The organism is gamma proteobacterium symbiont of Scutellera amethystina (assembly GCF_059730845.1).
In genome coordinates this window covers 97497-123494 of record NZ_AP035936.1, presented here as the reverse complement: position 1 = coordinate 123494, position 25998 = coordinate 97497, and the positions used below count along the sequence as shown (strand labels likewise).

General features: G+C 57.6%; 22 protein-coding genes and 1 pseudogene. 9 read left to right on the top strand and 14 right to left on the bottom strand.

Features of this window, described 5'->3' with window-relative positions:
• Positions 1–180: 180 nt before the first annotated feature.
• Positions 181–684 carry a MarR family winged helix-turn-helix transcriptional regulator gene (locus AC6I79_RS20665; RefSeq protein WP_159377527.1) on the bottom strand — a complete coding sequence of 168 codons (504 nt, stop codon included), beginning with the start codon at positions 682–684 and terminating at the stop codon, positions 181–183.
• Positions 685–754: 70 nt separating this feature from the next.
• Between AC6I79_RS20665 and AC6I79_RS20660 the strand changes: the two genes are divergently transcribed.
• Positions 755–1045: a DUF1330 domain-containing protein gene (locus AC6I79_RS20660; protein WP_088517520.1), complete on the top strand. Its 291-nt coding sequence runs from the start codon at positions 755–757 to the stop codon at positions 1043–1045.
• A 154-nt stretch (positions 1046–1199) separates the two neighbouring features.
• On the opposite strand, the pseudogene AC6I79_RS20655 reads toward AC6I79_RS20660, so the two are convergent.
• Positions 1200–1770: pseudogene (locus tag AC6I79_RS20655) on the bottom strand (transposase); the annotation flags it as partial.
• A gap of 56 nt (positions 1771–1826) precedes the next feature.
• Here AC6I79_RS20655 and AC6I79_RS20650 point away from each other — a divergent pair.
• Positions 1827–2090, top strand: coding sequence for a tyrosine-type recombinase/integrase (locus AC6I79_RS20650; protein WP_159377773.1), 264 nt, complete (start codon positions 1827–1829; stop codon positions 2088–2090).
• Between the two features lie 580 nt (positions 2091–2670).
• Here the strand turns inward: AC6I79_RS20650 and cobA are convergent.
• The 7 genes from cobA to AC6I79_RS20615 form a co-directional block, all read right to left on the bottom strand.
• Positions 2671–3501, bottom strand: a complete 831-nt coding sequence (gene cobA / locus AC6I79_RS20645) for a uroporphyrinogen-III C-methyltransferase (protein WP_104093534.1) — start codon at positions 3499–3501, stop codon at positions 2671–2673.
• The gene (locus AC6I79_RS20640; protein ID WP_159377528.1) at positions 3498–6119 is read right to left on the bottom strand and encodes a nitrate reductase; all 2622 of its coding nucleotides are present in this window, start codon (positions 6117–6119) and stop codon (positions 3498–3500) included. The genes cobA and AC6I79_RS20640 overlap by 4 nt, the downstream gene beginning before the upstream one ends.
• Positions 6116–10189, bottom strand: a complete 4074-nt coding sequence (nirB, locus tag AC6I79_RS20635) for a nitrite reductase large subunit NirB (RefSeq protein ID WP_159377529.1) — start codon at positions 10187–10189, stop codon at positions 6116–6118. The genes AC6I79_RS20640 and nirB overlap by 4 nt, the downstream gene beginning before the upstream one ends.
• A gap of 10 nt (positions 10190–10199) precedes the next feature.
• Entirely contained in the window at positions 10200–10988 is a 789-nt protein-coding gene (locus tag AC6I79_RS20630; protein ID WP_498027835.1) for an ABC transporter ATP-binding protein, read from the bottom strand.
• 10 nt (positions 10989–10998) lie between these two features.
• Positions 10999–11871, bottom strand: coding sequence for a nitrate ABC transporter permease (ntrB, locus tag AC6I79_RS20625; protein WP_021508712.1), 873 nt, complete (start codon positions 11869–11871; stop codon positions 10999–11001).
• Positions 11871–13133, bottom strand: a complete 1263-nt coding sequence (locus tag AC6I79_RS20620) for a CmpA/NrtA family ABC transporter substrate-binding protein (protein ID WP_104187745.1) — start codon at positions 13131–13133, stop codon at positions 11871–11873. The genes ntrB and AC6I79_RS20620 overlap by 1 nt, the downstream gene beginning before the upstream one ends.
• Before the next feature lie 262 nt (positions 13134–13395).
• The gene (locus tag AC6I79_RS20615; protein ID WP_021508714.1) at positions 13396–14619 is read right to left on the bottom strand and encodes a nitrate regulatory protein; all 1224 of its coding nucleotides are present in this window, start codon (positions 14617–14619) and stop codon (positions 13396–13398) included.
• A gap of 291 nt (positions 14620–14910) precedes the next feature.
• Here AC6I79_RS20615 and AC6I79_RS20610 point away from each other — a divergent pair, with 291 nt between their 5' ends.
• The 3 genes from AC6I79_RS20610 (at position 14911) to AC6I79_RS20600 (ending at position 17532) form a co-directional block, all read left to right on the top strand.
• Positions 14911–15156 (top strand): ParD-like family protein, encoded by a 246-nt coding sequence (locus tag AC6I79_RS20610; protein ID WP_010615787.1) that lies wholly within the window; start codon positions 14911–14913, stop codon positions 15154–15156.
• Positions 15153–15938 (top strand): type I methionyl aminopeptidase, encoded by a 786-nt coding sequence (gene map / locus AC6I79_RS20605; protein ID WP_150059739.1) that lies wholly within the window; start codon positions 15153–15155, stop codon positions 15936–15938. Before AC6I79_RS20610 ends, map begins: the two co-directional genes overlap by 4 nt.
• Positions 15939–16206: 268 nt before the next feature.
• A complete protein-coding gene (locus AC6I79_RS20600; protein ID WP_498027834.1) occupies positions 16207–17532 on the top strand; it encodes an MFS transporter in 1326 nt (441 codons plus the stop codon).
• Between the two features lie 6 nt (positions 17533–17538).
• Here AC6I79_RS20600 and AC6I79_RS20595 read toward each other — a convergent pair whose 3' ends face one another.
• Positions 17539–18465: a LysR family transcriptional regulator gene (locus tag AC6I79_RS20595; protein ID WP_021508717.1), complete on the bottom strand. Its 927-nt coding sequence runs from the start codon at positions 18463–18465 to the stop codon at positions 17539–17541.
• 137 nt (positions 18466–18602) lie between these two features.
• Between AC6I79_RS20595 and hpxD the strand changes: the two genes are divergently transcribed.
• Positions 18603–19634 carry a molybdenum cofactor-independent xanthine hydroxylase subunit HpxD gene (hpxD, locus tag AC6I79_RS20590; protein WP_058781371.1) on the top strand — a complete coding sequence of 344 codons (1032 nt, stop codon included), beginning with the start codon at positions 18603–18605 and terminating at the stop codon, positions 19632–19634.
• A 10-nt stretch (positions 19635–19644) separates the two neighbouring features.
• Entirely contained in the window at positions 19645–20607 is a 963-nt protein-coding gene (locus AC6I79_RS20585; RefSeq protein WP_104187741.1) for a PDR/VanB family oxidoreductase, read from the top strand.
• A gap of 18 nt (positions 20608–20625) precedes the next feature.
• Here the strand turns inward: AC6I79_RS20585 and AC6I79_RS20580 are convergent, their stop codons facing one another.
• On the bottom strand, positions 20626–21132 hold the full coding sequence (locus AC6I79_RS20580; RefSeq protein WP_058781369.1) for a DUF892 family protein: 507 nt from the start codon (positions 21130–21132) through the stop codon (positions 20626–20628).
• A 490-nt stretch (positions 21133–21622) separates the two neighbouring features.
• Here AC6I79_RS20580 and AC6I79_RS20575 point away from each other — a divergent pair, with 490 nt between their 5' ends.
• Both AC6I79_RS20575 and AC6I79_RS20570 read left to right on the top strand, forming a co-directional pair.
• Positions 21623–21787: a con-10 family general stress protein gene (locus tag AC6I79_RS20575; protein WP_010615780.1), complete on the top strand. Its 165-nt coding sequence runs from the start codon at positions 21623–21625 to the stop codon at positions 21785–21787.
• A gap of 496 nt (positions 21788–22283) precedes the next feature.
• Entirely contained in the window at positions 22284–22616 is a 333-nt protein-coding gene (locus AC6I79_RS20570) for a four-helix bundle copper-binding protein (RefSeq protein ID WP_104187739.1), read from the top strand.
• Between the two features lie 59 nt (positions 22617–22675).
• On the opposite strand, the gene AC6I79_RS20565 is transcribed toward AC6I79_RS20570, so the two are convergent.
• From AC6I79_RS20565 to AC6I79_RS20555, 3 genes are read right to left on the bottom strand one after another with little or no spacing between them, the layout of a single operon-like run.
• Positions 22676–23449 (bottom strand): SDR family oxidoreductase, encoded by a 774-nt coding sequence (locus tag AC6I79_RS20565; RefSeq protein WP_498027833.1) that lies wholly within the window; start codon positions 23447–23449, stop codon positions 22676–22678.
• 19 nt (positions 23450–23468) lie between these two features.
• On the bottom strand, positions 23469–24917 hold the full coding sequence (locus AC6I79_RS20560) for an acyl-CoA reductase (protein ID WP_498027832.1): 1449 nt from the start codon (positions 24915–24917) through the stop codon (positions 23469–23471).
• Entirely contained in the window at positions 24914–25996 is a 1083-nt protein-coding gene (locus tag AC6I79_RS20555) for a LuxE/PaaK family acyltransferase (RefSeq protein WP_211725360.1), read from the bottom strand. The genes AC6I79_RS20560 and AC6I79_RS20555 overlap by 4 nt, the downstream gene beginning before the upstream one ends.
• Positions 25997–25998 lie beyond the last annotated feature (2 nt).

Sequence of the window (25998 nt, the reverse complement as noted above, 5' to 3'; positions counted from 1 at the left end):
GGGAAGGTAGGGTATGGCGCGATTTATACGGCTGTAACCGGCTACGACGGGCGTACGGCACCGTTCACCTTCACACCGGAACGCTCTGCATGCCCAAAAAAATGAGGTAAAAAATCGTTCATATTGAGGAAACCTATTTTTTCAAGATGCTCAATCAGGAGTGCTGATACGGGGGAATTGTCATTCAGCTACCGTATTTTTATTGTGGGAGTTGCGATCTGCTTCAGGGCTCTGGTCGATATTTATTGCCCTGGCTAACTCCTCCATTGCCCGTGTTGCTGACTGAAGTCGGTCATCACCCATCTTCATGGACAACTTATCTTTAGCTGATTTCCATACAGGCAAGGCTTCTGCCATGAGCTGGTATCCGGAATCCGTCAGATTTAGCCGCTTTCCTGCGCGGCCGCGTCCACCTTCGGAACGGACTAAACCTCTCAATTCCATGTTCTGAACATTTCGGCTCAGGGTTGTGGCATCAACACCCGCGCTGACCGCAAGATCAACTATTGCGGCGCCCTCGAAAGCTCCAATTCCGACCAACAGGCTAAATTGCTCGGCGGTCAAACCGAGCGATTTGAAACAGACATTGTAGTAGCGCGTGACTGCGCGCGCCGTGGCACGAGCCTGAAATCCCGGACATTCTGCTGCTACATCCCTGAAATACTTTGGATCAAAACCGCTCATGAGGTACCTCTTGAAATCCCGATTAATGAATAATACTGTATATGCATTATTTAACAACTGGAGAAGCATCATGCCTGCATACGTGCATATCAATCTGCGTGTTATCGACCCTGACAGGCAGTCTAAACTGGCTCCCCGGTTTCAGGCAGCTCTGAAAGAAGCTGGCGGGCGAATCCTGCATTTTGGCACCGTCTCGGAGGTTCTTGAAGGCGATGAGGTGCCACTGCCATTAGCTGGCGTATTTGAGTTTCCAACCCTTAACCAGGCGTTAGCCTTCTACAACTCTGAAAAATACGCCCCCATCAAGGCCGAACGCCGGGAAGCTCAGGAAGCACGGATGTTCATTGTCGAAACCGACTGAGATCCTTTCCCGGAATACAGACAGATTCTTTTGAGTACATGCTGTGCCTCCTAAGGCTTTGCCAGGAAACCAAAAATATCCTGCGCAGAGCCTGTTTATGATGAAGACAAAACCTGCATCCCTGGATAGGGTATAAAAATAAGATTCATATAAATCAGTCGTTAAGTGCAACTCTTGATTCCAGATCACAAAAAATTGTTGCCGTTTTCAGTACGCCATAACACCGGTGAACCCGTTTTCGCATCAGTGCACCGATGGCTACCATTTCAGGTTTGCCCCTGAGACACATTTCCTTGTAGATATTACGCATCCGTTTATTGTTAATTTTTCCGCATAGGGCAGACATGTAGAGCTTTGCTCTGAGCTGAGGCGGCCGATTTAAGATATGCGTGGCCGTCCCCGAACGTTTTTCAAGAGGCACTATGCCTGGAAAAGCCGCAGCCTGATCTGCTGATTCAACGTTATGGCTGCGCAGCACAACCAGCATGTGCATCCCAGTGGGGCCCGACAGATTTAATCGACGTCAGCAGCGCACAATCCCGTTTCAGGTCTGGGCTGGCCTGAATGTCCGCTTTAACCTGCCATTCAATCTTTCTCACTTCTTCATGGAGCAGCTGCGCCATCCTGATGCATGAACCGATGACGTCTGCAGGCGTGTCAGTAGACTGATATTTTTCGAGCCGGTTTTCCCCCCGCATAGCGTCAGCCAGCAGCACATCCCAGCGATACCGACTGGAAACATGATTTCACTCCTCTCACATAGAGTGTCACGCCAGTTCGCCTGGTATATACGGAGTCGTGCTCACGGAGACCCGGTCCGGTACGCCCGGAAAATCTGACGCAGGCATTGACGCAGGCGCGAACCCGCTGCGGTCTGGATGAGGCGGACAACCCGCCAGCTTTCCATGAGATCCGCAGTTTATCGGGAAGGTTATTAGAAGCGCATTATGGTGAGGTGTTTACACAGCGGTTGCTGGGTCATAAGAATCTCTCGATGACGCAGAAGTATCCCGACTTCCGTGGCGATGAGTACGTACTGGTATGAGGCATATGTAATTACGGACAAATTTCGGACATTTTCGTACAGGCGAAAATCTGAACTTGCAAATCATGCATTTCTGAATATGCGGTATATGTATCATATTTGTTAAAAACCGCCCGCTTAATCCAGAAAATTCAACGATATATGGGCACGATGCCTGCATATAAATGGTAGTAATACTTACTAATTCATAACTTTATAATCAGACAGTGAGATTTTTCTTTGGCCTTTTTCGGACGGATTTCGGCCCGCCCTTACCAGCCAGAATAAAGTTTACCTGGACTGAGAAGAAAAAGCATGGCGCGACTGGCAGTGGTAAACATCAGGTTATGGTGAAGCGTTCTGGATACCATGCAAACGGGCCTCAGTGTCCGACAGATTGCCGGTTTTGTAATGCAGCGATAGCGTTTATTTAGGGTAAAATCTTAAGAAAAATGTCTGAGTGAGGTAACTGACAGGAATAAGTTTTATGCGAAAGGCACTTATGATAGGGGCTGTCACTACAGATTCGCAGATAATGCTTTTTACGACCGTCTCACCCCCAGCCGTAGAAACCGTGTCCCTTCCTTCGGCACGGTGAGCATCAGTGCGCTGCAATATCACTTAACTCCAATTCACACCCATGCGTTGCAACTCGATCGGCACGGTAATAGCGCACCACATCGCCCACAATCAGTAACGACGGCGACACCGGTTTTTGCTGTTCAACAGTTTCAGGCAACCCGGCCAGCGTGGTGATCAGCACCCGCTGGTTCTGACGCGTACCGTTTTCAATGATCGCCACCGGCGTCGCCTCGCTGCGGCCATATTCCCGTAACCGGGCGCTAATCACGCTGCTCCAGCTTAATCCCATGTAAAACACCAGCGTCTGATTGGTCGCGGTCAGCGCCGCCGCATCCAGCTGCGGTTCGCCGCTGCGCCCGTGTCCGGTGATAAAGCGCAATGACTGGGCACAGTCACGGTGCGTCAGCGGAATGCCGCTGGCAGCCGCACAGCCCACTGCGGCGGTAATACCGGGCACCACTTCGCAGACAATATTCGCCTGCTGCAGGCTGACCATCTCTTCACCGCCACGGCCAAAGATAAAGGGATCGCCGCCTTTTAAACGCACGACATTGCGCCCGCTGGCAGCCAGGTCCACCAGCAGTTGATTAATCTGAGCCTGCTTCAGGCCGTGATGACCCGGCTGTTTACCCACGTCGATACAGAGTGCACTGCTGGCGACTTCCGCCATCACCGCTTCGCTGACCAGGCGATCATAGACCACGACATCCGCACGTTGCAGCAGGCGCAGCGCCTTGACTGTCAGTAGATCCACATCCCCCGGTCCGGCCCCTACCAGCCAGACTTTGCCAGGGCTGGACGCGTTGTCCGGCGCCAGCAGTTTATCTAAAGGGTTGATCGCAATCATCATTCTTCCTCCGGTACAGCAACGGAAAGCAAAAGGTGTTTTAGCTCCGGCAGGCAGGAGCCGCAGTTGGTACCACAGTTGAGTGCGTTACCCAGTGCCTGAGTGCTGTGACAGCCCTGTTTAATCGCCTGTAAGATGGTGTTTTCCCCAACGCCAAAGCAGCTACAGATCGTCCGGCCAGCCACGGCACGTTGTGCCGATTGTCCCGCCAGCAGAGCATGCCGGTCCGCCGCATTCACAGGTGCCTGGCGAAAAGCCTGAGCAACCCAGTCATGGTTGATCTCGGGTAAAGACGCGCCTGCATAAAAGACCAGGTGCAGCTCACCGTTACGCCAGGCCAGCAGGCGGTAATGCGGTTCCGCCGCATGAGCGGTTTGCAGTTGCAGCCCGGCCAGCGGGATCGTTGCCATGAGCCACTGTTCTGGCGAACCGTCTCCAGCCACGCTAAAGCGTTGCACGCCCTCATAGGGTGTTCGCGCCCAGTAGCGCAGCGCATCAGGCGGGCTTGCGTCGCGCTGCCAGAGCCAGCCCTGCCAGCTGACGTTGAGCGGGTGGATACGCACAGCGGTTTGTTTAAATGCAGGCTGTGCCGAGACTGGACAGCGGGTTGAAGCCACCAGTCCGCCAACCGTGCCCTGCAGGCTGAACTGTCGGTTCCAGTGCATAGGGACAAAGATCTCACCGCGCCGCAGACCGCTGTCCAGCGTCACACGCACCGTCACCCAGCCCGCGTCGGACTGCACCCGTGCCAGTGCGCCCGCGCACAGGCCATAGCGTTGTGCGTCCTGCGGATGCAGGGCTGCAAATGGCTCATCACAATGCTGCATGAGCCGGGGAACCAGGCCGGTACGCGTCATGGTGTGCCACTGATCGCGGATCCGTCCGCTGTTCATTAATAACGGGTAAGCCGTTTCGCACACCACTGGCTGCGGCGTGGCCGGTGGCAACAGGCGGGCTTTACCATCAGGATGGTAAAAGTGCCGGTCGCTAAACAGCCGGGCGCAGCCCTCGGGATAACGAGCGTTGATTGGCCACTGTACCGGCTTCATCGCATCCCACTGTGCGTCGCTCATACCGGCCAGACCGCTGATATCAAAGGCGCGCTGGCCGTTGTTCTCAAACCCCGACAACGCCGCATGTTCGCGGAAGATGGCTGCCGGATGCGTCCAGGTAAAGCCTTCATGAAAGCCCAGACGCTGGGCGACCTGCGCGAGTAACCACCAGTCCGGTTTAGCTTCTCCGGCCGGAGGCATAAACGCGCGCTGACGGGAAATCCGGCGTTCAGAATTGGTCACGGTGCCGTTCTTTTCCCCCCAGCCCTGCGCGGGTAGCAAAATATGCGCAAAGGCGGTGGTATCCGTTTGCGCCAGCACGTCTGACACAATTACCAGCGGACAGGCAGCCAGCGCCCGGGCAATGCGATTGCCTTCTGGCATCGAAACCGCCGGATTGGTGCCCATAATCCACACAGCTTTGATTGCTCCACGGTCAATGGCGTCAAACAGATCAACCGCCGTCAGGCCGGGCTCACGCGCCATACGCGGACTGCGCCAGAAACGCTGTAAACGGTCGCAATCTTCTGCGGTGAAACTCATATGCGCCGCCAGTTGGTTGGCCAGCCCCCCTACTTCCCGCCCGCCCATCGCATTCGGCTGTCCGGTCAGCGAAAACGGGCCGCAGCCGGGTCGGCCAATCTTGCCGCTCAGCAGGTGCGCATTGAGAATAGCATTGTTGTTGTCACTGCCGCTTTGTGACTGATTAATGCCCATGCACCATAAGGTCAGTACGCGCTCATGCCGGGCGAACAACTGGTAGAACGCAGCGATCACTTCCTGGCTGATATCACAATGGGCTGCCACCGCCGCACCATCCCACTGCCGCGCGGCCCGTAAGGTTGTGTCTACACCGTCCAGATGCGGCAGCATCGTGGCGTCAATGCCGTCATGCTGTTCCAGCCAGTGCAGCAGGCCCGAGAACAGGGCCGGATCGCTGCCCGGCCGGAGCGGTAAATGCAGATCGGCGAATTCACAACTGGCCGTGCGGCGCGGATCGATAACCACAACCTGCATCTCAGGGCGCTGCGCTTTTGCCTGTTTCAGGCGCTGAAACAGCACCGGATGGGCCCAGGCGGCGTTCGAGCCGACAAGAATGACTACCTCGGCCTCATCCAGATCCTCGTAACAGCACGGTACGGCATCCGCCCCAAATGCCCGTTTATAGCCTGTCACCGCGGAGGCCATACACAGGCGTGAATTGGTATCGATGTTGGCGACGCCGAGAAAGCCTTTCATCAGCTTGTTAGCCACATAGTAATCTTCCGTGAGCAACTGGCCGGAACCGTAGAAAGCCACTGCCTCCGGGCCATGCGCATCGATAATCCTGCGCAAACCATCAGCCGCGGCATCCAGTGCCGTCTCCATGCTGACCCGCTGGTGATGAAGCTGAGGATGCAGCAACCGTCCGGCCTGTGTCAGGGTTTCGCCCAGTGCCGCGCCCTTTACGCATAGCCGCCCGGCATTCGCCGGATGACGGGTATCGCCACTGACCTGAGGCGACGCGCTCTGCGGCTGCGTGACCTCGACGCCGCAGCCCACCCCGCAATAAGCGCAGGTAGTTTTCATGATGCCTGCGCCATCAGGTTAAGCGGACGGTTTGCGACCCAGACCTGGCCGTCCTCCAGTTTAACCGGCCAGCAACGCAGCTGATGCTGGGGATTATCAAGGCTCTGTCCGTCACGCAGGCGTACACGCTGTTTGTAAAGCGGCGAGATCACCACCGGCTCCCCCGCAACATCACCAAGGATACCGCGTGACAGTACGCTGGCTTCGCTGCCCGGCTCACGATCCTCCAGCGCATAACAGTCATCACCCATGCGGAATAAGGCAATACGGACGCTGCCAAGACGGGCTCCGATGCCGGCCTCTGGCGGAATGGCCTCCAGTGGGCAGATTTCGCTCCAGGGTTCGGCGGGCAGATGCATCAGGGGAATACCACTGGCCTTGTGTGGCTGGCGCTGTCCGCGCACGCGTGCATAGTGCAGCGTTTCATCCGGCTGATCGCTGTTCACTGTGGCGGTAAACAGCGCACGTCGCGAGGGATCGGCCAGCGTGGTCTGCCATTCGCATTGCCAGGTGTCCACCACCTGTTGCATTTCCTGTTCCAGCGTGGCGGCGATCCCCAGGCTGTCATGAATCACCACCTCACGCAGGTAGTCCAGCCCGCCCTCCATGTTATCCATCCAGACGCTGGTACGCTGCAGGCGATCCGCCGTGCGCACGTAGAACATCAGAATCCGGTCGACGTACTGGATTAGCGTGTCATCGTCCAGATCGCTGGCAAACAGTTCCGCATGGCGCGGCTTCATGCCGCCATTGCCGCAGACGTACAGGTTCCAGCCGTTTTCCGTGGCGATGACCCCGATATCTTTACTTTGTGCTTCCGCACATTCGCGGGTGCAGCCGGACACCGCCATCTTGATCTTATGCGGTGCGCGCAGGCCCTTATACCGGTTCTCCAGCGCGATGGCGAAGGCGGTAGAATCCTGCACGCCATAACGGCACCAGGTCGAGCCGACGCAGGATTTCACCGTACGCAGGGATTTTCCGTAGGCATGACCGGTTTCAAAACCGGCTTCCAGCAGGGTTTCCCAGATAGCAGGCAGCTGGTCCAGCCGCGCACCAAACAGATCGATACGCTGGCCGCCGGTAATTTTGGTATAGAGATCGTAACGCACGGCCACTTCGCCGATGGCAATCAGGCCCTGTGGCGTGATCTCGCCCCCCGGCACGCGCGGTACGACCGAATAGGTGCCATCTTTCTGGATATTGGCAAAGTAACGGTCATTCGTGTCCTGTAACGGTAAATGTGCCGGTTTCAGCAGGTAATCGTTCCAGCACGAGGCCAGTAGCGACCCCACCAGCGGTTTGCATACCTCGCAACCACAACCCCGTCCGTGGCTGGCCAGCAGATCGTCAAAGGTTTTGATGCCATTAATACGGATCAGGTGATACAGCTCCTGACGGGAATAGGCGAAGTGCTCACAGATGTCTTTTTTAACAGCGACGCCCAGGTTTTCCAGCTGAAGCTCCATCACCTGTTTTACCAGCGCGGCGCAGCCGCCACAGCCTGTTGCGGCTTTAGTGCAGCTTTTTATACTGGCCATATCGCCACAGCCACTCTGCACCGCATGGCAGATATCGCCTTTACTGACGTTATGGCAGGAACACACCTGGGCACTGTCCGGCAGCGCAGCGACGCCCAACCCTTTGGCCGGCGCGCCATTCAACGCAGGCAAAATCAGCGCTTCCGCTGCCGTCGGCAGCGGCATGGCGTTTAACATCATTTGCAGGAGCGTGGCATAGTCGCTGCTGTCTCCCACCAGCACGCCGCCCAGCAGTCGTGCATTGTCGGCGCTAACCACGATCTTCTTGTAAATGCCTTTTGGCCCGTTGGCCCAGTGGTAGCTCAGGCTGCCCGGCGTTTTGCCGTGCGCATCGCCAAAGGAGGCGACTTCTACGCCCAGCAGCTTCAGTTTAGTGCTCATGTCGGCACCGGTGAACTGCGCCGGTTCGGCCGCCAGATGCCCGGCCAGCACACGCGCCATCTGGTAGCCAGGCGCTACCAGGCCAAAAATCTGCCCGTTCCACAACGCGCATTCGCCGATAGCATAAATGTCGCTGTCACTCGTCTGGCATTGATCATTGATGGTAATGCCGCCGCGCGGCCCCACGCTGATGTCGGCGCTCCGGGCCAGCTCATCACGCGGGCGGATACCGGCAGAGAACAGCACCAGATCGGTGGTCAGCTCGCCGCCATCGGCAAAGTGCAGCACCAGACTGCCGTCAGGCTGGGTGGCAATCTGTTCGGTCTGCTTCGAGGTATGCACCGTCACGCCCAGCGAGTCGATCTTTTGCCGCAGCATCAGCGCCCCGCCGTCATCCAGTTGCACGGCCATCAGGCGCGGCGCAAACTCAACCACGTGCGTCTCCAGCCCCAGCTGCTTCAGCGCATTGGCGGCTTCCAGCCCCAGCAGCCCGCCGCCGATCACCACGCCGCGCTGACTCTGGCGGGCACAAGCTGCGATGGCATCCAGATCGTCCAGCGTGCGGTAGACAAAGCAGCGCCCGGCGTCATGGCCGGGTACCGGTGGTACAAAGGCGCGGGAGCCGGTGGCCAACACCAGCTTATCCCAGGCCAGCTCACGTCCCGCGCTGTCACGCAGGCTGCGCTGCTGGCGATCGATCGCCTCTACCCGGCAACCGCTGCGCAGTTCAATTGCGTTCCGGGCAAAAAAATCCTCGCTCACCAGCGACAACTCTGTTGCCGTTTTACCGATGAAATACTCAGAAAGGTGAACCCGATCGTAAGCCTGATAGCGCTCTTCGCCGTAGACCACAATGTGATAATGCTGATGCAGGTTACGGGCGACCAGCTGCTCCAGAAAATGGTGGCTGACCATGCCGTGACCCACCACGGCTAATACAGGTTTCGTTTGGCTCATCACAGGGTTTCCTGCAGCCAGCGGCTGCGTTTCAGGTTCATCAAGGCCGAACAGCGTATTCACAGAAACCGGTCCGGCATTATGGAGTTGGTTCAGCAGCGCGCCACTTTGCTGGCAGTCGCCATACAGCAGCACGCCGTTCAGTCGGCCGTCTTTGAGGAACAGGCGGCGATAGTGCCCGGCGATCGGGTCAAAACTGGTGACAGACGGGGCTTCGCGAACGTCACCAGCGCTAAACAGGGAAATGCCGCTGACTTTGAGACGGGTGCCCGTGGCCGCACTGTAGAAATCTCCCTGAGGCCGATCGGCCAGTTGCGCCGCCAGAATCTTTGCCTGGGCCAGACAGGGCGCGACCAGACCGAAGGTCTCGCCGCTGATTTCACAACATTCGCCTACGGCATAAATTCCGGCGTGCGCAGTGCGCAACTGGCGATCCACCAGAATGCCGCGCTGACAGGGAATACCGGCGGCCTGCGCCAGGGCGATCGCCGGCTGGACACCAATGGCCATCACCACCTGCTGCGCCGCCAGCACACGGCCATCGTGGAGGATCACGCTATCCGTGCGGATCGCCGCAAGGCTGGCATTCAGTTCACAGCGAATGCCGCGCGCCCGGAGCTGAGCCAGCAGTAATTCCCCTGCCCTGATATCCAGCTGTCTGTCCAGCAAACGTGACTGACGATGAATCAGCGTGACCTGACGTCCCTGCGCCTGAAGTCCGGCGGCGGCTTCAATACCCAGATAGCCCCCACCGACCACCACTACCGGACCGTGCCCGGCCAGCAAAGTGTTCACATCCTGCAGCGTGCGAAACGTGCTGACATGCGGCAGGTCGCTGCCTGGAACAGACGGCCTGCAGGGCTGCGATCCGGTCGCCAGTACCAGGCGGTCCCAGTGCAGCAGGCGCTGGTCGGTGCGTAAGGTCCGCTCAGCAATATTCACCTGTTCCACCGTCTCTCCCACCCGCAATGTTATGCCGTGACGGTGATACCAGTCAGGGTCGTGGATCAGCGTTTGCTCAACGGTGGTTTCTCCGGCCAGCAGCGGCGACAACAGCACACGGTTATAGTTGCCGTGCGGCTCACGGCCAATCACAGTGATGTCGTAACGCATCGGCGCCAGCTGCAACAGAGTTTCTACCATGTGCATGCCCGCCATCCCGTTACCCGCAACCAGCAGCCGTTGTCTCATGGTGTCGTCCTTATGCCGCCGAAGTCTGTTTTTCGTAGAGAAAATGCAGCACTTTCTGGCGCAGCTGGTGATAACGCACGTCATCCGCCAGCGCCACGCGTGAACGCGGCCGGACCAGGTCGATCGTCAGGATATCGCCCACCTGCGCCGCCGGACCGTTGGTCATCATCAGTACCCGATCGGACAGCAACACGGCTTCATCCACATCATGGGTAATCAGGACGATGGTGGTGTTCAGCGCCTGCTGGATGCGCATGACGCTGTCCTGCAGATGCGCGCGCGTTAAGGCATCCAGCGCACCGAAGGGTTCGTCGAGCAGCAGCACGCGAGGTTTCATTGCCAGCGCGCGGGCGATACCGACACGCTGCTTCATGCCGCCGGAGATCTCGCCGGGGCGTTTATGCATGGCATGACTCATTTGCACCTGGTTCAGGTTGTGCTCGATCCAGTCACGCATTTCCGCCTTGTTCATCTTGCCTTTAAACACCTGCTCTACCGCCAGCTCAACGTTCTGAAACGCCGTCAGCCAGGGCAACAGCGAGTGGTTTTGAAACACAACGGCGCGCTCAGGGCCGGGGCCGGTGACTTCGCGGTTATCGCATAACAGGACGCCGCTGGTAGGTTGGGTTAAACCGGCGATCAGGTTGAGCAGCGTGGATTTACCACAGCCGGAGTGGCCGATCAGGCTCAGGGTTTCCCCCTGATGAATATCAAAGCTGACATTATCGAGCGCCAGAAAATCGCCGCCGGAAGTGGTAAAACGTTGGCTGACCTGCTGTACACGAATGATAGGTTGCATAGTGTTCCCCTTATTTATCCCAGCTAAAGCGACGCGCCAGCAGCATCAGTCCCTGCTCCAGTAGCAGGCCGACGACGCCAATCAGCAAAATGGCAATCAGGATGTTTTCAACATTGAGGTTGTTCCACTCGTTCCAGATCCAGAAGCCGATCCCCAGGCCTCCCGTCAGCATTTCGGCAGCCACGATCACCAGCCAGGCGATACCAATCGACAGGCGGACCCCGGTCAGCACCGCAGGCAGAACGGCGGGAAACAGGATGCGGCGCAGGATGGTCCATTCCGACAGTTGCAGCACGCGCGCCACATTGAGGTAATCCTGTGGAATGCGCTGTACACCTTCGGCGGTATTAATAATCATCGGCCAGATAGAACAGATAAAAATGGTCCAGCTGGAGGCCGGTTCGGCGCGCTGGAACAGCAGCAGGCCGATAGGCAGCCAGGCCAGCGGGCTGACCGGACGCAGTAGCGCGATAACCGGATTGAACATGCGTGCCACAAAGGCAAAACGCCCCAGCAGAAAGCCTGCGGGAATCCCCACCAGCGCGGCCAGGCCAAAGCCGATAGCGACGCGCTGCAGCGAGGCCAGCACATTCCAGCCGATGCCCTGATCGTTAGGGCCGTTGTTATAGAACGGATCTGCGAACAGGATTTTCGCCGCTTCCCAGGTGGCGTACGGGCCGGGAAAGCCTTTGCTGGAAAGGGCCGCGATCTGCCAGATCAGAAGCAGAAGCATCACACCGCACAGCGCGGGAATGGCACGCTGCAAAAACGGACGCAGGCGCGCAGGCGAGCGCATCTTTTTTGGCGTGACCTGAAGGGGCACCACCGTGGCCCGGGTGGGCAGCGTCTCAGGCTGCGTCAGGGAGCGAGTCTGGCTTTTCATCACGACCTCTCTTTGTGGTTAATGGCAAAGCTGGCGGCGTAAACGGCAGGATTCGTGCCATCCCACACCTTGCCGTCGATCAGGGTGCTGCTGCGCATCTCACTGCCGGGCAACGTGATGTTGCCGACGGCGCTCGCTGCCTGTTTGTAGATATCAATTCGGTTGATCTGCTTTGCGACGCCCAGATAGTCCGGATCCTCGGTCAGCATTCCCCAGCGCTTAAGCTGGGTGAGGAACCACATGCCATCGGACAGATACGGGAAACTGACGCTGCCGTCATGGAAGAAGCGCATCGCATGCGGGTCTTGCCATTTGTGTCCCAGCCCGTTTTCGTACTGGCCGAGCATGCGACCCTGCAGAATCTCAGGTTTGGTGTTGATCCAGGCGCGTCCGGCCAGCACCTGCGCCGTTTCGCGGCGGTTATCATCGGAGGCATCGATCCAGCGTGCCGCCTCCAGGACAGCCGCCGTCAGCGCGCGCGCCGTATTGGGGTTTTCTTTCACCCACGCGGCGCGGGTGCCAAGAATTTTTTCGGGGTGATCGGGCCAAATCTGCTGACTGGTAGCGACGGTAAAACCAATATCATCACTGATGGCGCGCTGATTCCACGGCTCGCCCACACAGAAGCCGCTCATATTGCCAATCTTCATATTCATCACCATCTGCGGCGGCGGCACGACGACAGTGCGCACGTCATCAAATGGATTGATACCGGCATTCGCCAGCCAGTAGTAGAGCCACATCGCGTGGGTACTGGTCGGAAAGGTATGCGCAAAGGTGAGACTGCCTTTGGCCTTGCTGTCGATGGTCTTTTTCAGGCTGGCGGCATCGGTGACTTTTTGCGCTTTAAGCTGGTTCGACAGGGAGATTGCCTGGCCATTGTTATTGAGCGTCATCAGGTTCGCCATCGCATGCTGAGGACCGGCAACGCCCAGTTGCAGGCCATAGATCATGCTGTACAGGACGTGTGCTGCATCGAGCTCACCGGAGATCAGTTTGTCGCGGACGGCTGCCCAACTGGCTTCTTTACTGGGCTGTAGCGTCAGACCATATTTTTTGTCGAAGCCTTTCACCGAGGCCATGACGACCGGCGCACAGTCGGTCAGTGGAATAAATCCCACCCGCACGGTGGCTTTTTCTGGCGCATCGGAACCCGCCGCCCATACGGCGTTGCGCAATCCCGGCAACAGCCACAGCCCGCCAGCGGCGGCGCTGGATAACAGCAGTTGACGTCGAGACAGTGAAACTGGCGATTTGCTCATTTTTTGCCACCCTCAGGAAATAAAAAAAGGCGTCCTCTCCACTGCTTTCACAGGGAGATGGACGCCTTTATCCAAAAGCACTCGCTTTACCGCCGTTGGCAAAGCTAATGCATACACTTAATAGGGTAAAGCAAACTGCATGCCAGCTTTGAAACGGCCCTGCGCGTGGCGATCAGGGCTTTCCCCGGGCTGGTTTTTTAACCGATTTTGCACGTTTTTGACGCAGAATACGCACAAGCATTGTGCAGCTAACGCTTTAGAGTTATCTCTTCATTGTGGCTGCCACCGTGACGATCGCCTGGGCGATTTCCGGTAGCCGTTTATTCTGATCCATCGCGCTTTTACGCAGCCGTTGCCAGGCGTGCTCTTCACTCAGCCCATGCTGCTGCATCAGCCAGGTTTTGGCCTGGTCGAGCAGTTTGCGCTCTTCCAGCGTGGCGCGCAGGGTGGCCAGCTCATTGGCCTGATGCTGTAAACGCTGAGACTGCTCCGTGATCAACGACAGCAGTGAACGACCCAGCTGGGGTGCCAGCCCGTCGCTGTTCAGCGCACCGGACTCGGTGGGCAGCCAGTCCACCCCGGAGACATATAAAGTAAAATCGCAGCCCGACTGCGCCACATGCAGAGGTTCAGCTGCCTGATGCTGTGCCAGTGCGATCGCCTCGCGGCAGCGCAACATCAGCGTGGCTGACAGCCGATCCTCCAGCAATTTCATTTGGTCGATGCGCTGTGACAGCAGCGAAAACCAGTGCAGCGCGCCACTGTCGTCCCGCCGACCGTCGGTACAGGCAATGCGTCGCAGTCGTTCAATTTCACGACTGGCCTGCGCCAGCGGCTGCCAGTGGTGTAAAACCGCCTCATCGGCAAACTGCTGGAAGGTCGAAAAGCTTTGTTCCTGTGCTTCAATTAAGGCCACCATGGCGCTGCGCTGCTCCGCGCTAAATTGTCCGGCAGCAAAGCCGGCCGCTCCCAGGGCGCGTTCCTGTCCCGTCAGCTCTTTGCCCTGCATAAAGCTGAATAGCGCAATGAGCGCGCGGGTAATGTCAGGATGGCTGGCGGTGTCGGCGGCCTCAAAAACCAGGTTCAGTAAGCTACGGATAATGGTACTGAACGCCGCAACGGCCTGCGCGTGCGCGATCTGCTGTTGCGTAATCTGCTGGCGCAACGCCGGTAATCCGGCCAGGGCCTGCAGCGCGGCGGCGATCAGGTTGCAGAAGCGGCTGTATCCCGGCTGGGCTTCAACCCTGGGTAAGGCCTGGCAAAAATCCCGTTGGCAGCGCGTCACATCCTGCTCACTGGCGAGCCGTTGCTCGCCGTAAAGCCTGCCTTCTGAACATATCCACAGATTGCTCGCCCCCCGCTCGCGCTGAAGCTGATGCACCAGCTCGCTGACGGTGGTAATGAGTTTGCCGGTCTGGCGAAGGCGTTGCAGGCTGGCAATATCGCTTTGCCTTGAGGCCTGTAACCAACTCAGTGCGTCATCCATTGCTCCCCCACCCTTTGATGCCAAAAAGTGAGTCAAGCAAAAGCCGTGCCGTTTTCGTATCACCTCATTTCTCTTCACGAGAATCGCAGCGGCTGCCCGGTCATAAAAATCTTTCTATGACCAAAAAGTATCCCGGTCCGCGTGGAGACGAGAACGTAGTGGTCTAAACAATGTATTTGATTTTCTGACAAATTTCGCAAATTTACGCACAGCTGAAAATCTGACCTTGCAAATCATGCCGTTGTGGATATGCTATATACATATCATATACGTTTCATATAAAGGCCAGCTATGGGTATCGTCAAAATTTCGGATTTAATGCATGAGAACCTGCGCATCGCCAGCACGGCGCTCAGTCGTTCGATCAACGCGCAGGCGGAGCACTGGATGAAAATCGGCATGCTGGCCGAACTTTATCCGCAGCTCAGCCATCAGGAACTGACACGCCTGCTGATGCGGGTCGAACGTGATGGCGGCGCTGAACTGGCGCAGCTGCTTGACCAACCTTCCTTTATTCCGCAGGGAATCGCGCAATGAGTATTAAACTGCATACCGCTGAAGAAATTGAACGGGCGCGCGCCGCCGGTCACGCCGCCGCCAAAGTCCTGGAGATGATCGCGCCCTGGGTGAAACCCGGCGTTACCACCGATGAACTGGATCGCCGCTGTCATGACTATATTGTCAATGAGCTAAAGGTCATTCCGGCTAACATTGGCTATCAGGGTTACACCCGTACCGTTTGCACCTCGGTTAATCACGTGGTGTGCCACGGGATTCCGGGCGAGAAAAAGCTCAAAGACGGCGACATCGTCAATATCGACGTGGCGGTCATCAAAGATGGCTGGTACGGCGACACCAGCCGCATGTATTTCGTCGGTCAGCCTTCGGTACGCGCTAAGCGCCTGGTTGACGTGACGTATGAATCAATGGTGGCAGGCATTCGGGTGGTGAAACCCGGTGCAACGCTGGGCGATATCGGTGCGGCTATTCAGCAGGTCGCTGAAAAGGCCGGTTTTTCCGTGGTACGCGAGTATTGCGGTCACGGCGTCGGCGAGATCTACCACGGCGATCCGCAAATTTTGCATTACGGCACGCCGGGCCAGGGGCTGGCGCTGCAGGCTGGCATGATTTTTACCATTGAGCCCATGATTAACGCCGGCAAAGCGGGCACCAGCGTGCTGTCTGATGGCTGGACGGTGGTGACCAAAGATCGCTCCCTGTCCGCGCAGTGGGAGCACACTGTCGCCGTCACGGATACCGGCTTCGACCTGCTCACGCCCTGGCCGGAGGGTACCGGTGATTACGCCGCGATCGTTTAACGCCTGCCAATCGTCCAATCTGTGATCTCTATTGTAGTACAATCAAAATAGATTGTACTACACTGCTAACTCATGACGATTTATATCGCTCATGTGCAATATCACTATCGGCATAGTTAATGCTGCCGCGTGGCCGAAATAAAATGATTTTTATTTTCGGCTGTACTTCATTTATTGCTTAGCAAGCGAAACAGATCATTCATGACATCGCTACCCTTGCGCCTGTCTGCCGGCGCGGAGTGGCGTAATGCTGCGTGACGAGGTGGATATGATAAGTTCCGATGTTTCTGGTTCTACGTTGAGTCAATTAAATAAGCGCATCATCCCGTTTATCGTAATCTGTTATTTTGTCGCTAATCTCGATAAAACCAATATCTCTATCGCTGCGCTGCAAATGAATGCCGATCTCGGGCTTACCACCAGCATGTACGGCCTCGGTGTCGGCATGTTCTATATTTCCTACATTCTTTTCGAAATTCCCAGTAATGTCATTATGACCAAAGTCGGCGCCCGGCGCTGGATAGCGCGCATTATGATTACCTGGGGCATTGTCAGTACCGGCATGGCGCTGGTTCATAGCGCCAATCAGTTATATGTAATGCGTTTTTTACTCGGTATGGCCGAAGCCGGTTTTGCGCCGGGTATTATCTATTATATTTCCTGCTGGTTCCCTAAAAGTAACCGCGCACGTGCAATGTCTTTCTTTTATATGGGATCGGTGGGCGCGTCGATTATTGGTCTGCCCATTTCCGGTGCCATTCTCAATATGCATGGCATTGCCGATATCGCAGGCTGGCGCTGGCTTTTCGCGCTGGAAGGCATTCCCGCGGTAGTGCTTGGTTGTCTGGTGCTGTGGCGCTTACCCGATAAGCCCGACGATGCTGTCTGGTTAACTACACCGCAAAAACACTGGCTGCGCCAGCGCCTCGAACAGGACAATCTGGGTGTTACCCTGAATAAGAACCACTCCTGGCTGCAGGCATTAAAAGATCGCACGGTGTTATTGCTCAGTCTGGTATGGTTTTTACAGGCGTTTGGCTCGATCGGTATTACGTTGTTCATGCCGTTGATTATTAAAAGCATGGCCGCTGAGCAGAGTAATTTTATTATCAGCCTGTTATCCGCCCTGCCCTTTGTGATGGCCTGCGTATTTATGTATTTAAACGGACGCCACTCCGATCGCAGCGGTGAACGCGCCTGGCATATGGGCTTGCCATTAATTTTATCGGGCCTGGCACTAACCGGCGCGATTTATTCGGACAGCCTGTTGCTGTCCTATATTTTGCTGGTCTTCACCGTCGGGCTTAACTTTGCCCTGACGCCAATATTCTGGGCAGTGACCACAGAAAAATTAGCTGGCGTAGCTGCTGCGGCATCGATTGCCTTTATCAACACGGTGGCAAATTTTGTCGGACTGGGTTTACCGCCGCTGCTGGGAAAAATGAAAGATGCGACGCAAAGTTATCACTCAGGATTGCTGATTGTGGCGATGGCGCTGATTGTCGGCGGTATTCTCGGTATTATTATCGCCCGTCCATCGGGCGGTGCCGGTGCCAGCAAAACCCGCGCGCCGCATGCCGAAACCGGGCACTGAACGTGATTACGGCCCGCCTGCGGGCCTGACACTGGCCATCGCCTCTATCACCTCAGTCATGCGCTGAATCACCATCTGCGCCGCCCGCGATAGCTGGCGCGACGGCGCAGTACACAGCGCCAGGGTCAGCGGTCGCATCACGCTGTGCCTGAGCGGTACAAAGCAGAGCTGGTTCTCCTGCACCTCGGTCATTACGTCCAGCAGGCTCAGCACGCTGATGCCGGTGCCCTGCGCGATCAGGCTGCGAATCAGGCGGATGTCGTTACAGGCGATAATGTTTTCCGGCGCCAGGCCCTGCTTGCGGTACAGCGCATCGACACGTTCGTGGACCACCAGCGCGGCGCCAGGCACAATGTGTCGCTCATGACTGAGTTCGCTGAGCGACAGCAGCGGCCTCGTGCTAAGCGGATGGTCGGCGGCCATCACCACGCCCATCTCCAGTTCGGCAAACGCCAGCACTTCAAGTCCGCTCTGCCCGGCGGGATCGAGAATCAGGCCAAAATCGATTTCCGACTGGCGAATCATCTGGCTGATGCGGTGGCTGTTGTCCACCGTCAGCTCCAGCCGCAGCCACTGATGCTGGCGTGCGATATCGGCGATGGCGTCTGCCACGCTGCCTTTGGTCAGCGACTGCACCAGCCCGGCCGTGACGTTACCGCGCTTAAGTCCCTGTATATCATCGAAACGCTGCCGCGTGACGCGAAACTCACGCTGCCAGCGCATCACATCGTCATACAGCAATTCTCCGGCGGTGGTCATGCGCAGCCCTTCCGGCAAACGTTCGAACAGCGGCGTACCAAAACTCTCTTCCGCCTGCAGAATCTGCCGGTTAATGGCAGAAGCGGAAACGTGCAGTTGCTCAGCGGCTTTGCGCAAACTGCCGCTGCGCGCCACTTCGGCAAAATAGACGGCAAAGCGGGAAAACGGGCTCATTGCTCACCTGTACGGTTTTTTGCAACACATGGCTGCATTCTTGCTGATGGATTTGCACAGGCAAGCATATTAACAATGTCCTGACAAAAATGAAGCCTTCTATTTCGCCTTGTGTGAGCACCTGACAGGACAACAGCATGAATAACATTACGCCTCCCGCACACTGCACGTTTGAACCTGATGACTGGCTGCGTCTGGCGCGACAGTGGCATCCGGTTGCCCGTTCCTGTGATATCGCCGGCGCACCGACCAAAGCGGTGCTGCTTGACGAGCAGCTGGTGCTGTATCGTCTGCAGGGTCAGGTGGTAGCGGCACGCGACGTTTGCCCGCATCGTGGCGTCCCGCTGACGCTGGGTTTTCATGATGAAGAGGGTATTGTCTGCCCTTATCACGGCTTGCGCTTCGGTGCCGGTGGCCGCTGCAATCGCATCCCGTCCAGCCCCGACCAGCCGATTCCGGCCAAACTCAATTTGATCAGTTACGCGGTGGAAGAGCGCTTTGGGTTGATTTGGGTGTGCCTCGCGCCGGATGCTGACCAGCCCGCGCCGCTGCCCACCATGCCGCACTGGGATGATGCTGGTTTTCAACAGATCAACTGTCCCGGTTTTGACGTCAACGGCTTTGCCGGACGCCAGGTGGAAGGTTTTCTGGATGTGGCGCACTTCGCCTGGGTGCACACGGAAACCTTCGCCGATCCCAACAACCAGGTAGTACCTGCCTATAACCCGGTCGAAACCGAGACCGGTTTTGCCGTGGATTACTGGAGCTCAGTGAGTAACTTTGCCGCTGACAGTCCGCAGCAGGCGCCGGAAGGATTTAGCTGGCTGCGTCATTTCGAGATGCATCTGCCGTTTACCGCCACGCTGACCATTCATTTCCCCGGCGAATCGCGCCTGGTGATCATGAATGCCGCGTCGCCGGTGTCGGCGCGCAAAACGCGCATGTTTGCGCCCATCGCGCGTAATTTTGACCTGCACATCCCGGTCGAAGAGGTGCACGCCTTCAATCAGCGCGTATTCGAAGAAGACCGCCTGATGGTGGAAACCCAGCAGCCGGAGCGTTTGCCGCTCGACCTCGCTCTGGAAGCGCATATTCCGGCCGATCGCAGCTCCATTGCTTATCGTCGCGGCCTGAAGCGCATGGGCTTCGGCGAATTTTTCCTGGTGTAAGGAGGCAACGATGAGTGATCTGCTGAATGTGGTGGTGGATGGCCTGTATCGTCAGGGCCGTCACAATCTCAGCGTCACGCTGGTGGCGGAAAATGGCCAGCCGCTGCCGGACTGGCAACCGGGTGCGCACATTGATGTCCACCTGCGTGATGGTCTGATACGTCAGTACTCACTGACCGGACGCTGCGATGACGCGCGCGGCTATCAAATCTGTATTGCCCGCGACGGGCAATCACGCGGGGGCTCGCGCTACGTGCACGACACGCTGCGCCCCGGCCAGACGATTGCGATTTCGCCACCGCGCAACCTGTTTCCTCTGCAACCGGCCGCTAAAGTCATTTTGCTGGCGGCCGGAATTGGCATTACGCCGCTATACGCCATGGCGCTGGCGCTGGAGGCCGCCGCCGTGCCTTTTGTGCTGCATTACTTCGTGCGCCAGCGCGGTGATGAAGCTTTTGCCGCCGAACTGGCGCAGCGTTTTCAGCATGGATTTTGTGAAATCTGGTACAGCAGCGAAGGCCGCAGCGCCCGTGATTATCCACCGGCGGAACTGCTTGATGCTGCCGCCGACACGCATCTGTACCTGTGCGGGCCGGAAGGGTTTATGACGCACATGCAGCAGCAGGCGCTGGCGCGCGGCTGGGATAGCGCCAATATTCACGCTGAAGCGTTCAAACCTGTCGCCCGCACGGCTGGCGCGGAAGAGGGCTTTACCGTGACGCTGGCACGCAGTGGGCAGCAATGTACCATTCCACCTGACAAAACCATTGCCACGGTGCTGCTGGAGCATGGCGTCGACGTTCCGCTCTCCTGCGAGATGGGCATGTGCGGCGCCTGCCTGACGCGGGTCACCGCCGGAGAGATCGATCACCGCGATACCGTGCAGTCTGACAGCGAAAAAAGCGCCCCGGAGCAGTACATCGCCTTGTGCTGCTCGCGCAGCAAGTCGGCGGAACTGGTGATTGATCTCTAGGGCGCGCCGTAGGATGACTTAATCCGTGCCGGAAAGCTCAGGTTCAGTGCGCAGCACAATGGCTTCTTCTGCCGCCTGTGGCAGCAGTTGCAGCAGCCAGCTGGCCATCTGGCTTTCCTGCTGCAGGATGCGCCGCACGATCCTGACATCCTCCCCCTCTTCCGCCTGCTCTGCGGCCACCAGCAACGTCGAGTAGGTGGCGATTTTATAGTTACAGAACACGTAGCTGCTGACGGCCACACGGATGCCCTCTTCATCCTGCAGCATGTCGCTGGCGGCCTGACCGACCACCGACATCCGGCCTAACGACTCCTTCAGCACCGACCAGCTGCTGTCATACTGGCGCAGCAGCGTTTTCACCTGCTGCTGCTGGTCACGGCTCTGCTCAAGATACTGCTCAATACGCGCCTGCAACGCGGGATGATCCGTCAGACGTGATGCAGCCGCCTTAAGCAGGCTCTCCGCATGTTTCTCCATAGCATGCGCATCGCGCAGCCAGTCCAGATATACAGATTCCTTCGTCATGGTTTGCTCCAAAGTGAATGACACGGGCGATCTACCTCAACGGCGTCAGAGACGGATCCCTGATCGGGCAGCACGCTTTGACCTCATCGCTTTCAGGCTGGTTATCTGAAAAATAAGCGAAGCGCTAATTAAGTCCAGGCGAACAACTTAATTAAACGTAGCAAGCAAGCCGGGCTGTGCAAGAAAGGTTTTTAAGAAATGCGACAGCGGTTAATTGTCACAACGTCATCAATTCACACTAGCGTCGCTAAAAGAACGCTTCCCTTTATGAAAGTAAAATGTTAACAATTCCCCCCCCAGATGATTTGCCGGAATAAATCAGCCGAATTGACTCATCGTTAAACAACCAACGTGCTGTAAATTAAAAGTTAAGATTATTCCTGGCTTGATTATGGTAAAAACATCGCTACATTTATTTTTGCTTCATGCGGGTATGAACAGAGAGGAAAAAATGAAGGATCCAAAGAAGAAACCTGAAGAGGAAGAAAAAGTGACGCAACGTCGTGGGGGTTCAGGCAACTTCGCCGCCGATAAGGAGCGCGCGGCTGAAGCAGGCCGCAAAGGCGGTCAGGTCAGTGGTGGTAACTTCAAAAATGACCCACAGCGCGCCATTGAAGCCGGCAGGAAGGGAGGAAAGATCAGTCGTCGTAAATAACCACTCCCCATCTTTGTATTGATTTAACCTCGATAACTTTTTGCACTGTGCTCTCCTGACATCGCGTTTACGCTTCGCTTAAACGCACGTCTAATCTTGTCAGGAGAGTAATTTTCCCATCCGAAAACAATTAATCGATCAAATCTTCAGCGATCCTGCGTTATTTACCGCTTCGCTTATCAGGCGACCGCTTTTCAGTTTATTTATCCTAAAATTAAATCATTGATTATTTAACTATCAGCTTCAGGCACCCTATATTTGTACAAGCCACGCAGAGTTGTACACTTTTATTTAATCTGCGTTAATTACCCGGGCTGATATATATACACAAGCTTACAATTGGCTAACTCCACAATATTTAAGGAATTATTGCATACGCAATGCACCTTACATGGATTAATTACCCGCTATCCGCTTGATATCACCCCGCTTTTAGCTAAATTCTCCATTCACGCTCACTATTGCGTCGCTATTAACCTGACGCTAAGGGAAACGCATGAACGCTGACCTCAATGACTGTATTGCGCTGTGCTATCGCTGCGCGACCGCCTGCGACCACTGTGCTGCCGCCTGTCTGATGGATGCTGATGCCAGTGAGATGAGTCCCTGCATTACGCTCAATCAGCAGTGCGCGGCGCTGTGTCGCGTAACCGCCCAACTGCTGGCTGCCCAGAGTGAACTGAGCGAGCAGCTCTGTACCATCACGTCGATGGCCTGTCAGCTGGCTGGTTGGGAGTGCCAGAAGCACCAGCATCCACACTGTCAGACCTGTGCGGAAATTTGCCTGCAGTGCGCAGATAGCTGCATGACGGTGGGCATGGCGGAATAACGGATAGAGTTACCGGGAGGGCGGTGGCAGGTCGCCAGTGCGGTGACTGGCGACCTGGCTTAATGATCCTGCATCACCAACCCGCCATCGACATACAGCGTCTGGCCGGTGACAAATTCGCTCCACGCTGATGCCAGAAACAGCACTGGCCCGGCGATATCCGCGGCGCGCGCCAGTCGTCCGAGCGGCGTTTGCGCCGTCAGCGCATGGCGTACCGCTTCTGGCGTATGTTGACTGGCGTCGGTGGGATACACCAGTCCCGGCGCCACGCAGTTCACCCGAATGCCCAGCCCCCCCAGTTCGGCCGCCAGCGTCCGGCTAAAGCCCGTCAGCGCGGCTTTTGCGGTGATATAGTCGTGATAAGCCACCGCCGGCCGGGCGATCAAATCACTTACCAGATTGATGATACTGCCGCGCGCGCGGCGGCGCATCAGCGGCAAGGCCGCCTGACACACGTTGTAGCAGGCGTTCACTGCGCCATCAAACTGCGTCTGGTAAGCAGACCAGGACGTTTCCCAGAAGCGCTGGCGCTGGTCCGGATCGAAGCGATAAGGTGCGAAGGCATTGTTCACCACCACATCCAGTCGCCCGGTAGCGGCCTCGATCTGCTGCATCATATCGGCTACCTGTGCGGCACAGGTCACATCGGCGGCAATCGCCAGTGCCCCCCCGCCCTGTGCTTCACAGGCCGCGACTACCTGCGAAGCGGCGTCGTGATTACGTAAATAGTTGACCACGACAAACGCGCCTTCGGCGGCAAAGGCCTGGGCAATGGCGGCGCCAATACCGCGGCTGGCGCCGGTCACCAGCACGGTGTGATTGCTGAATTTCATTGCGTTTCTCCACGCCCGCTCAGTCAAGATAGGGCGCATAGTGTTCAGCGGCGGTTTCCGCCGCCTGTTCGATTTCGCACAGGGTGACCAGATCCAGCAGGCTAAAACGGCCATCGTGATGCCAGCCCGCCTCCGGTGAAGTCATGTTACCCAGCGCCGTGATGCGCGTGACGCCCGCCGCACCGAGCTGCGCCGCCAGCCGAAACAGCACCTCGGGCGCGGCCGCGAGGCCAACGCTTTGCAGATACGCGCGCTGCGCGGCTACCCAGCTTACCGCCTCCTCCAGCATATCCACGGCAATCACCTTCAGCGTACGTCCGAGCGCGCCCGGTTGTAACGGCTCCGGCTTGTCGACGTACACCACCGCCCAGGCATCGTGCTCATCGCCGTACAGCGTGCGGTCACCGCTCAGCGCAGATATTTCCTCCGCGTTACGCCACGCGGCCACAGCCTGACTTTCACCCAGCGTCAGCGTCGCGCGCGGATAGCGCTGTGCCAGCGCGGCAAGTTCATGGGCGAGGTAAGCAGCAAACTCCTGTGGCGACACCCGGCCACCGCGCTCAATAAACAGCGCCTGCGGCGAGTAACAGCCGGCCTGGTCATAGCGCATCACATCGTAAGCCACCTGACGCGCCAGCGCCGTACCGCGCCGCACGTCCAGCGCCGACCGCGCCACCATGCCAAAACTGATTTTGTGGCCGTGCGGCAGAAAGCGCGTGGCTGGCGGCAGACGCCGCTGCATCGCCGTCAGCGCGGCTTCTCCGCCATAAGCCATCACCACGTCTGCCTCGCGGAACCACTGCTGCTCAGTGCTTTCATCACCGCCCTGCCACCATACAACGGCCAGACAGTCGCCCAGCTGCGGATCGATCTCCGCCAGCAGCTGGGCGAACCAGCCCGCCATCAGCGGCTCTGCGCTCGCCACTTTGCCCACGCTTCCCGCCTTCACCAAGAGGCCGGCAATCAGGCTCCACAGCGACAAACCCGGCACATTGCCGGCCCAGACCTGCAGCAACAGCTGCGGACCAAACGCGCGGGCAAAGCCGCCTTTTGGCCGCGGCTGAAAATCGTCCAGCATCTGCACGTTGCCGAAATCCTCCGCCAGAAAACGCCGCAGCTGCGGTTCACGGAAGGTTTTGAGATAGCCGGTTAAACCGAGCCGCAGCATCCCGGCGTCATAGCCGGTAACCAGCGGCAGCAACCGCTCCGCCTGCTGGCGCAACGGGTGCGAACGGTCAAGCAGGCGCGCGATGGCTTCATCAATCAACGCGGTAATGCGCGCTACGCTCAGGGTGTGCAGGTAGCGGCGCGCGTTATCGCGAACGCTGGCCGCCAGCGTGGCAATCTGCGCCTCGGACAGCACCGGCACGCACACTTCCAGCGCGCTGCCCTGCTGGCCAAAGTGCAGGCTGTGCCACGTTACCTCGCTGTGGCGGATGCCCGGCAGATGTCCGGCATACACTTTCATGCCCGTGCCTGCGCAGCAGCGAGAAACGATTCCATTGCCAGCGAGCAGCCTTTGGCATCGGCGCCCGCGACGCGGCCCAGCAACTGAAACCCGCCGGGCACCATCACGCCGGCATCTTCGGTCAGAATGGCGGAAACAGAATTGAAATGGGCGAGATCGTGATGCACCAGTACGCCTGTCTCACCTTCCGGCACGTCCGCACCGGTCAGCGGATTGACCACGCGCGTGCGGATCCAGTGCGGTCCGGATTTCACCGGCGGGCAGATTTCATTGCCGGCATCGTAAAACTGGGTGCTGAGTTCAGTCATGCCGTACATATTGATGCAGTGCGAACGCGGCACGCCGAGCGTCTGCTGCAGCGCGCTATAAAACGCCTCCGCCGCAACTTCACGCGACTGGCCCTTAAAACCCCCGGTGTCGAGGATGCGGCTGCCCGGTGGCAGTCTGAAACGCCGCTGCTGACGCGCCAGTTCGTCCAGCAGGTGGACAAAACTGTAGCTGGCACCCAGCAGGGCATAGGGTTGGCCGCTGGCCTGCGCCTGCTCCAGCGCGGCGATCAGACGCGGCAGTTTCAGCCCCTGCGCATCCACCATCACTTCGCTGTCTGGCGTGCCACATTCTTGCATCGCCAGCGTCAGATAATGGGCCAGCGAAGAGTTGGGCAGCTCGCTGCTGTGCGGAAACAGGATCGCCATCGGCAGGCGCGGATAACCGGCCATAAAGCGCTGGCGGAAATTGATCAGCATTGAGCGATCGTAAACTGCCAGCGTCGGGTGATAGCTGCGCCCCCGGCCAGTACCCGTGGTGCCGCTGGTCATAAAGATGTGGGGAATCTCCGCCACTGGACGGCAGCTCAGCGTCAGATCTTTAAACGCCGTAATCGGCACCGCCGGAATCTGCCGCCACTGTTTTACCGTCAGCGGCGTGCGGCCGCGCTGGCGGGCGAAGCGGGCGTAAGGAAGATTGTGTTCGAATTGCCACGCGAACAGCTGCAGTGCCAGCTGGTTGAAATCCGCTTCCGTGGTTTCTTCGCGCTGCATAAACGCCAGCAGCGCGGCAATGATTGACGCTTCGGTCATGA

What these genes read in the sequence shown, in the direction of transcription:
- AC6I79_RS20665 (WP_159377527.1), bottom strand. Translation starts at nt 684, where the DNA reads ATGAGCGGTTTTGATCCAAAGTATTTCAGGGATGTAGCAGCAGAATGT.
- AC6I79_RS20660 (WP_088517520.1), top strand. Translation starts at nt 755, where the DNA reads ATGCCTGCATACGTGCATATCAATCTGCGTGTTATCGACCCTGACAGG.
- cobA (WP_104093534.1), bottom strand. Translation starts at nt 3,501, where the DNA reads ATGATGATTGCGATCAACCCTTTAGATAAACTGCTGGCGCCGGACAAC.
- AC6I79_RS20640 (WP_159377528.1), bottom strand. Translation starts at nt 6,119, where the DNA reads ATGAAAACTACCTGCGCTTATTGCGGGGTGGGCTGCGGCGTCGAGGTC.
- nirB (WP_159377529.1), bottom strand. Translation starts at nt 10,189, where the DNA reads ATGAGACAACGGCTGCTGGTTGCGGGTAACGGGATGGCGGGCATGCAC.
- AC6I79_RS20630 (WP_498027835.1), bottom strand. Translation starts at nt 10,988, where the DNA reads ATGCAACCTATCATTCGTGTACAGCAGGTCAGCCAACGTTTTACCACT.
- ntrB (WP_021508712.1), bottom strand. Translation starts at nt 11,871, where the DNA reads ATGAAAAGCCAGACTCGCTCCCTGACGCAGCCTGAGACGCTGCCCACC.
- AC6I79_RS20620 (WP_104187745.1), bottom strand. Translation starts at nt 13,133, where the DNA reads ATGAGCAAATCGCCAGTTTCACTGTCTCGACGTCAACTGCTGTTATCC.
- AC6I79_RS20615 (WP_021508714.1), bottom strand. Translation starts at nt 14,619, where the DNA reads ATGGATGACGCACTGAGTTGGTTACAGGCCTCAAGGCAAAGCGATATT.
- AC6I79_RS20610 (WP_010615787.1), top strand. Translation starts at nt 14,911, where the DNA reads ATGGGTATCGTCAAAATTTCGGATTTAATGCATGAGAACCTGCGCATC.
- map (WP_150059739.1), top strand. Translation starts at nt 15,153, where the DNA reads ATGAGTATTAAACTGCATACCGCTGAAGAAATTGAACGGGCGCGCGCC.
- AC6I79_RS20600 (WP_498027834.1), top strand. Translation starts at nt 16,207, where the DNA reads ATGATAAGTTCCGATGTTTCTGGTTCTACGTTGAGTCAATTAAATAAG.
- AC6I79_RS20595 (WP_021508717.1), bottom strand. Translation starts at nt 18,465, where the DNA reads ATGAGCCCGTTTTCCCGCTTTGCCGTCTATTTTGCCGAAGTGGCGCGC.
- hpxD (WP_058781371.1), top strand. Translation starts at nt 18,603, where the DNA reads ATGAATAACATTACGCCTCCCGCACACTGCACGTTTGAACCTGATGAC.
- AC6I79_RS20585 (WP_104187741.1), top strand. Translation starts at nt 19,645, where the DNA reads ATGAGTGATCTGCTGAATGTGGTGGTGGATGGCCTGTATCGTCAGGGC.
- AC6I79_RS20580 (WP_058781369.1), bottom strand. Translation starts at nt 21,132, where the DNA reads ATGACGAAGGAATCTGTATATCTGGACTGGCTGCGCGATGCGCATGCT.
- AC6I79_RS20570 (WP_104187739.1), top strand. Translation starts at nt 22,284, where the DNA reads ATGAACGCTGACCTCAATGACTGTATTGCGCTGTGCTATCGCTGCGCG.
- AC6I79_RS20565 (WP_498027833.1), bottom strand. Translation starts at nt 23,449, where the DNA reads ATGAAATTCAGCAATCACACCGTGCTGGTGACCGGCGCCAGCCGCGGT.
- AC6I79_RS20560 (WP_498027832.1), bottom strand. Translation starts at nt 24,917, where the DNA reads ATGAAAGTGTATGCCGGACATCTGCCGGGCATCCGCCACAGCGAGGTA.
- AC6I79_RS20555 (WP_211725360.1), bottom strand. Translation starts at nt 25,996, where the DNA reads ATGACCGAAGCGTCAATCATTGCCGCGCTGCTGGCGTTTATGCAGCGC.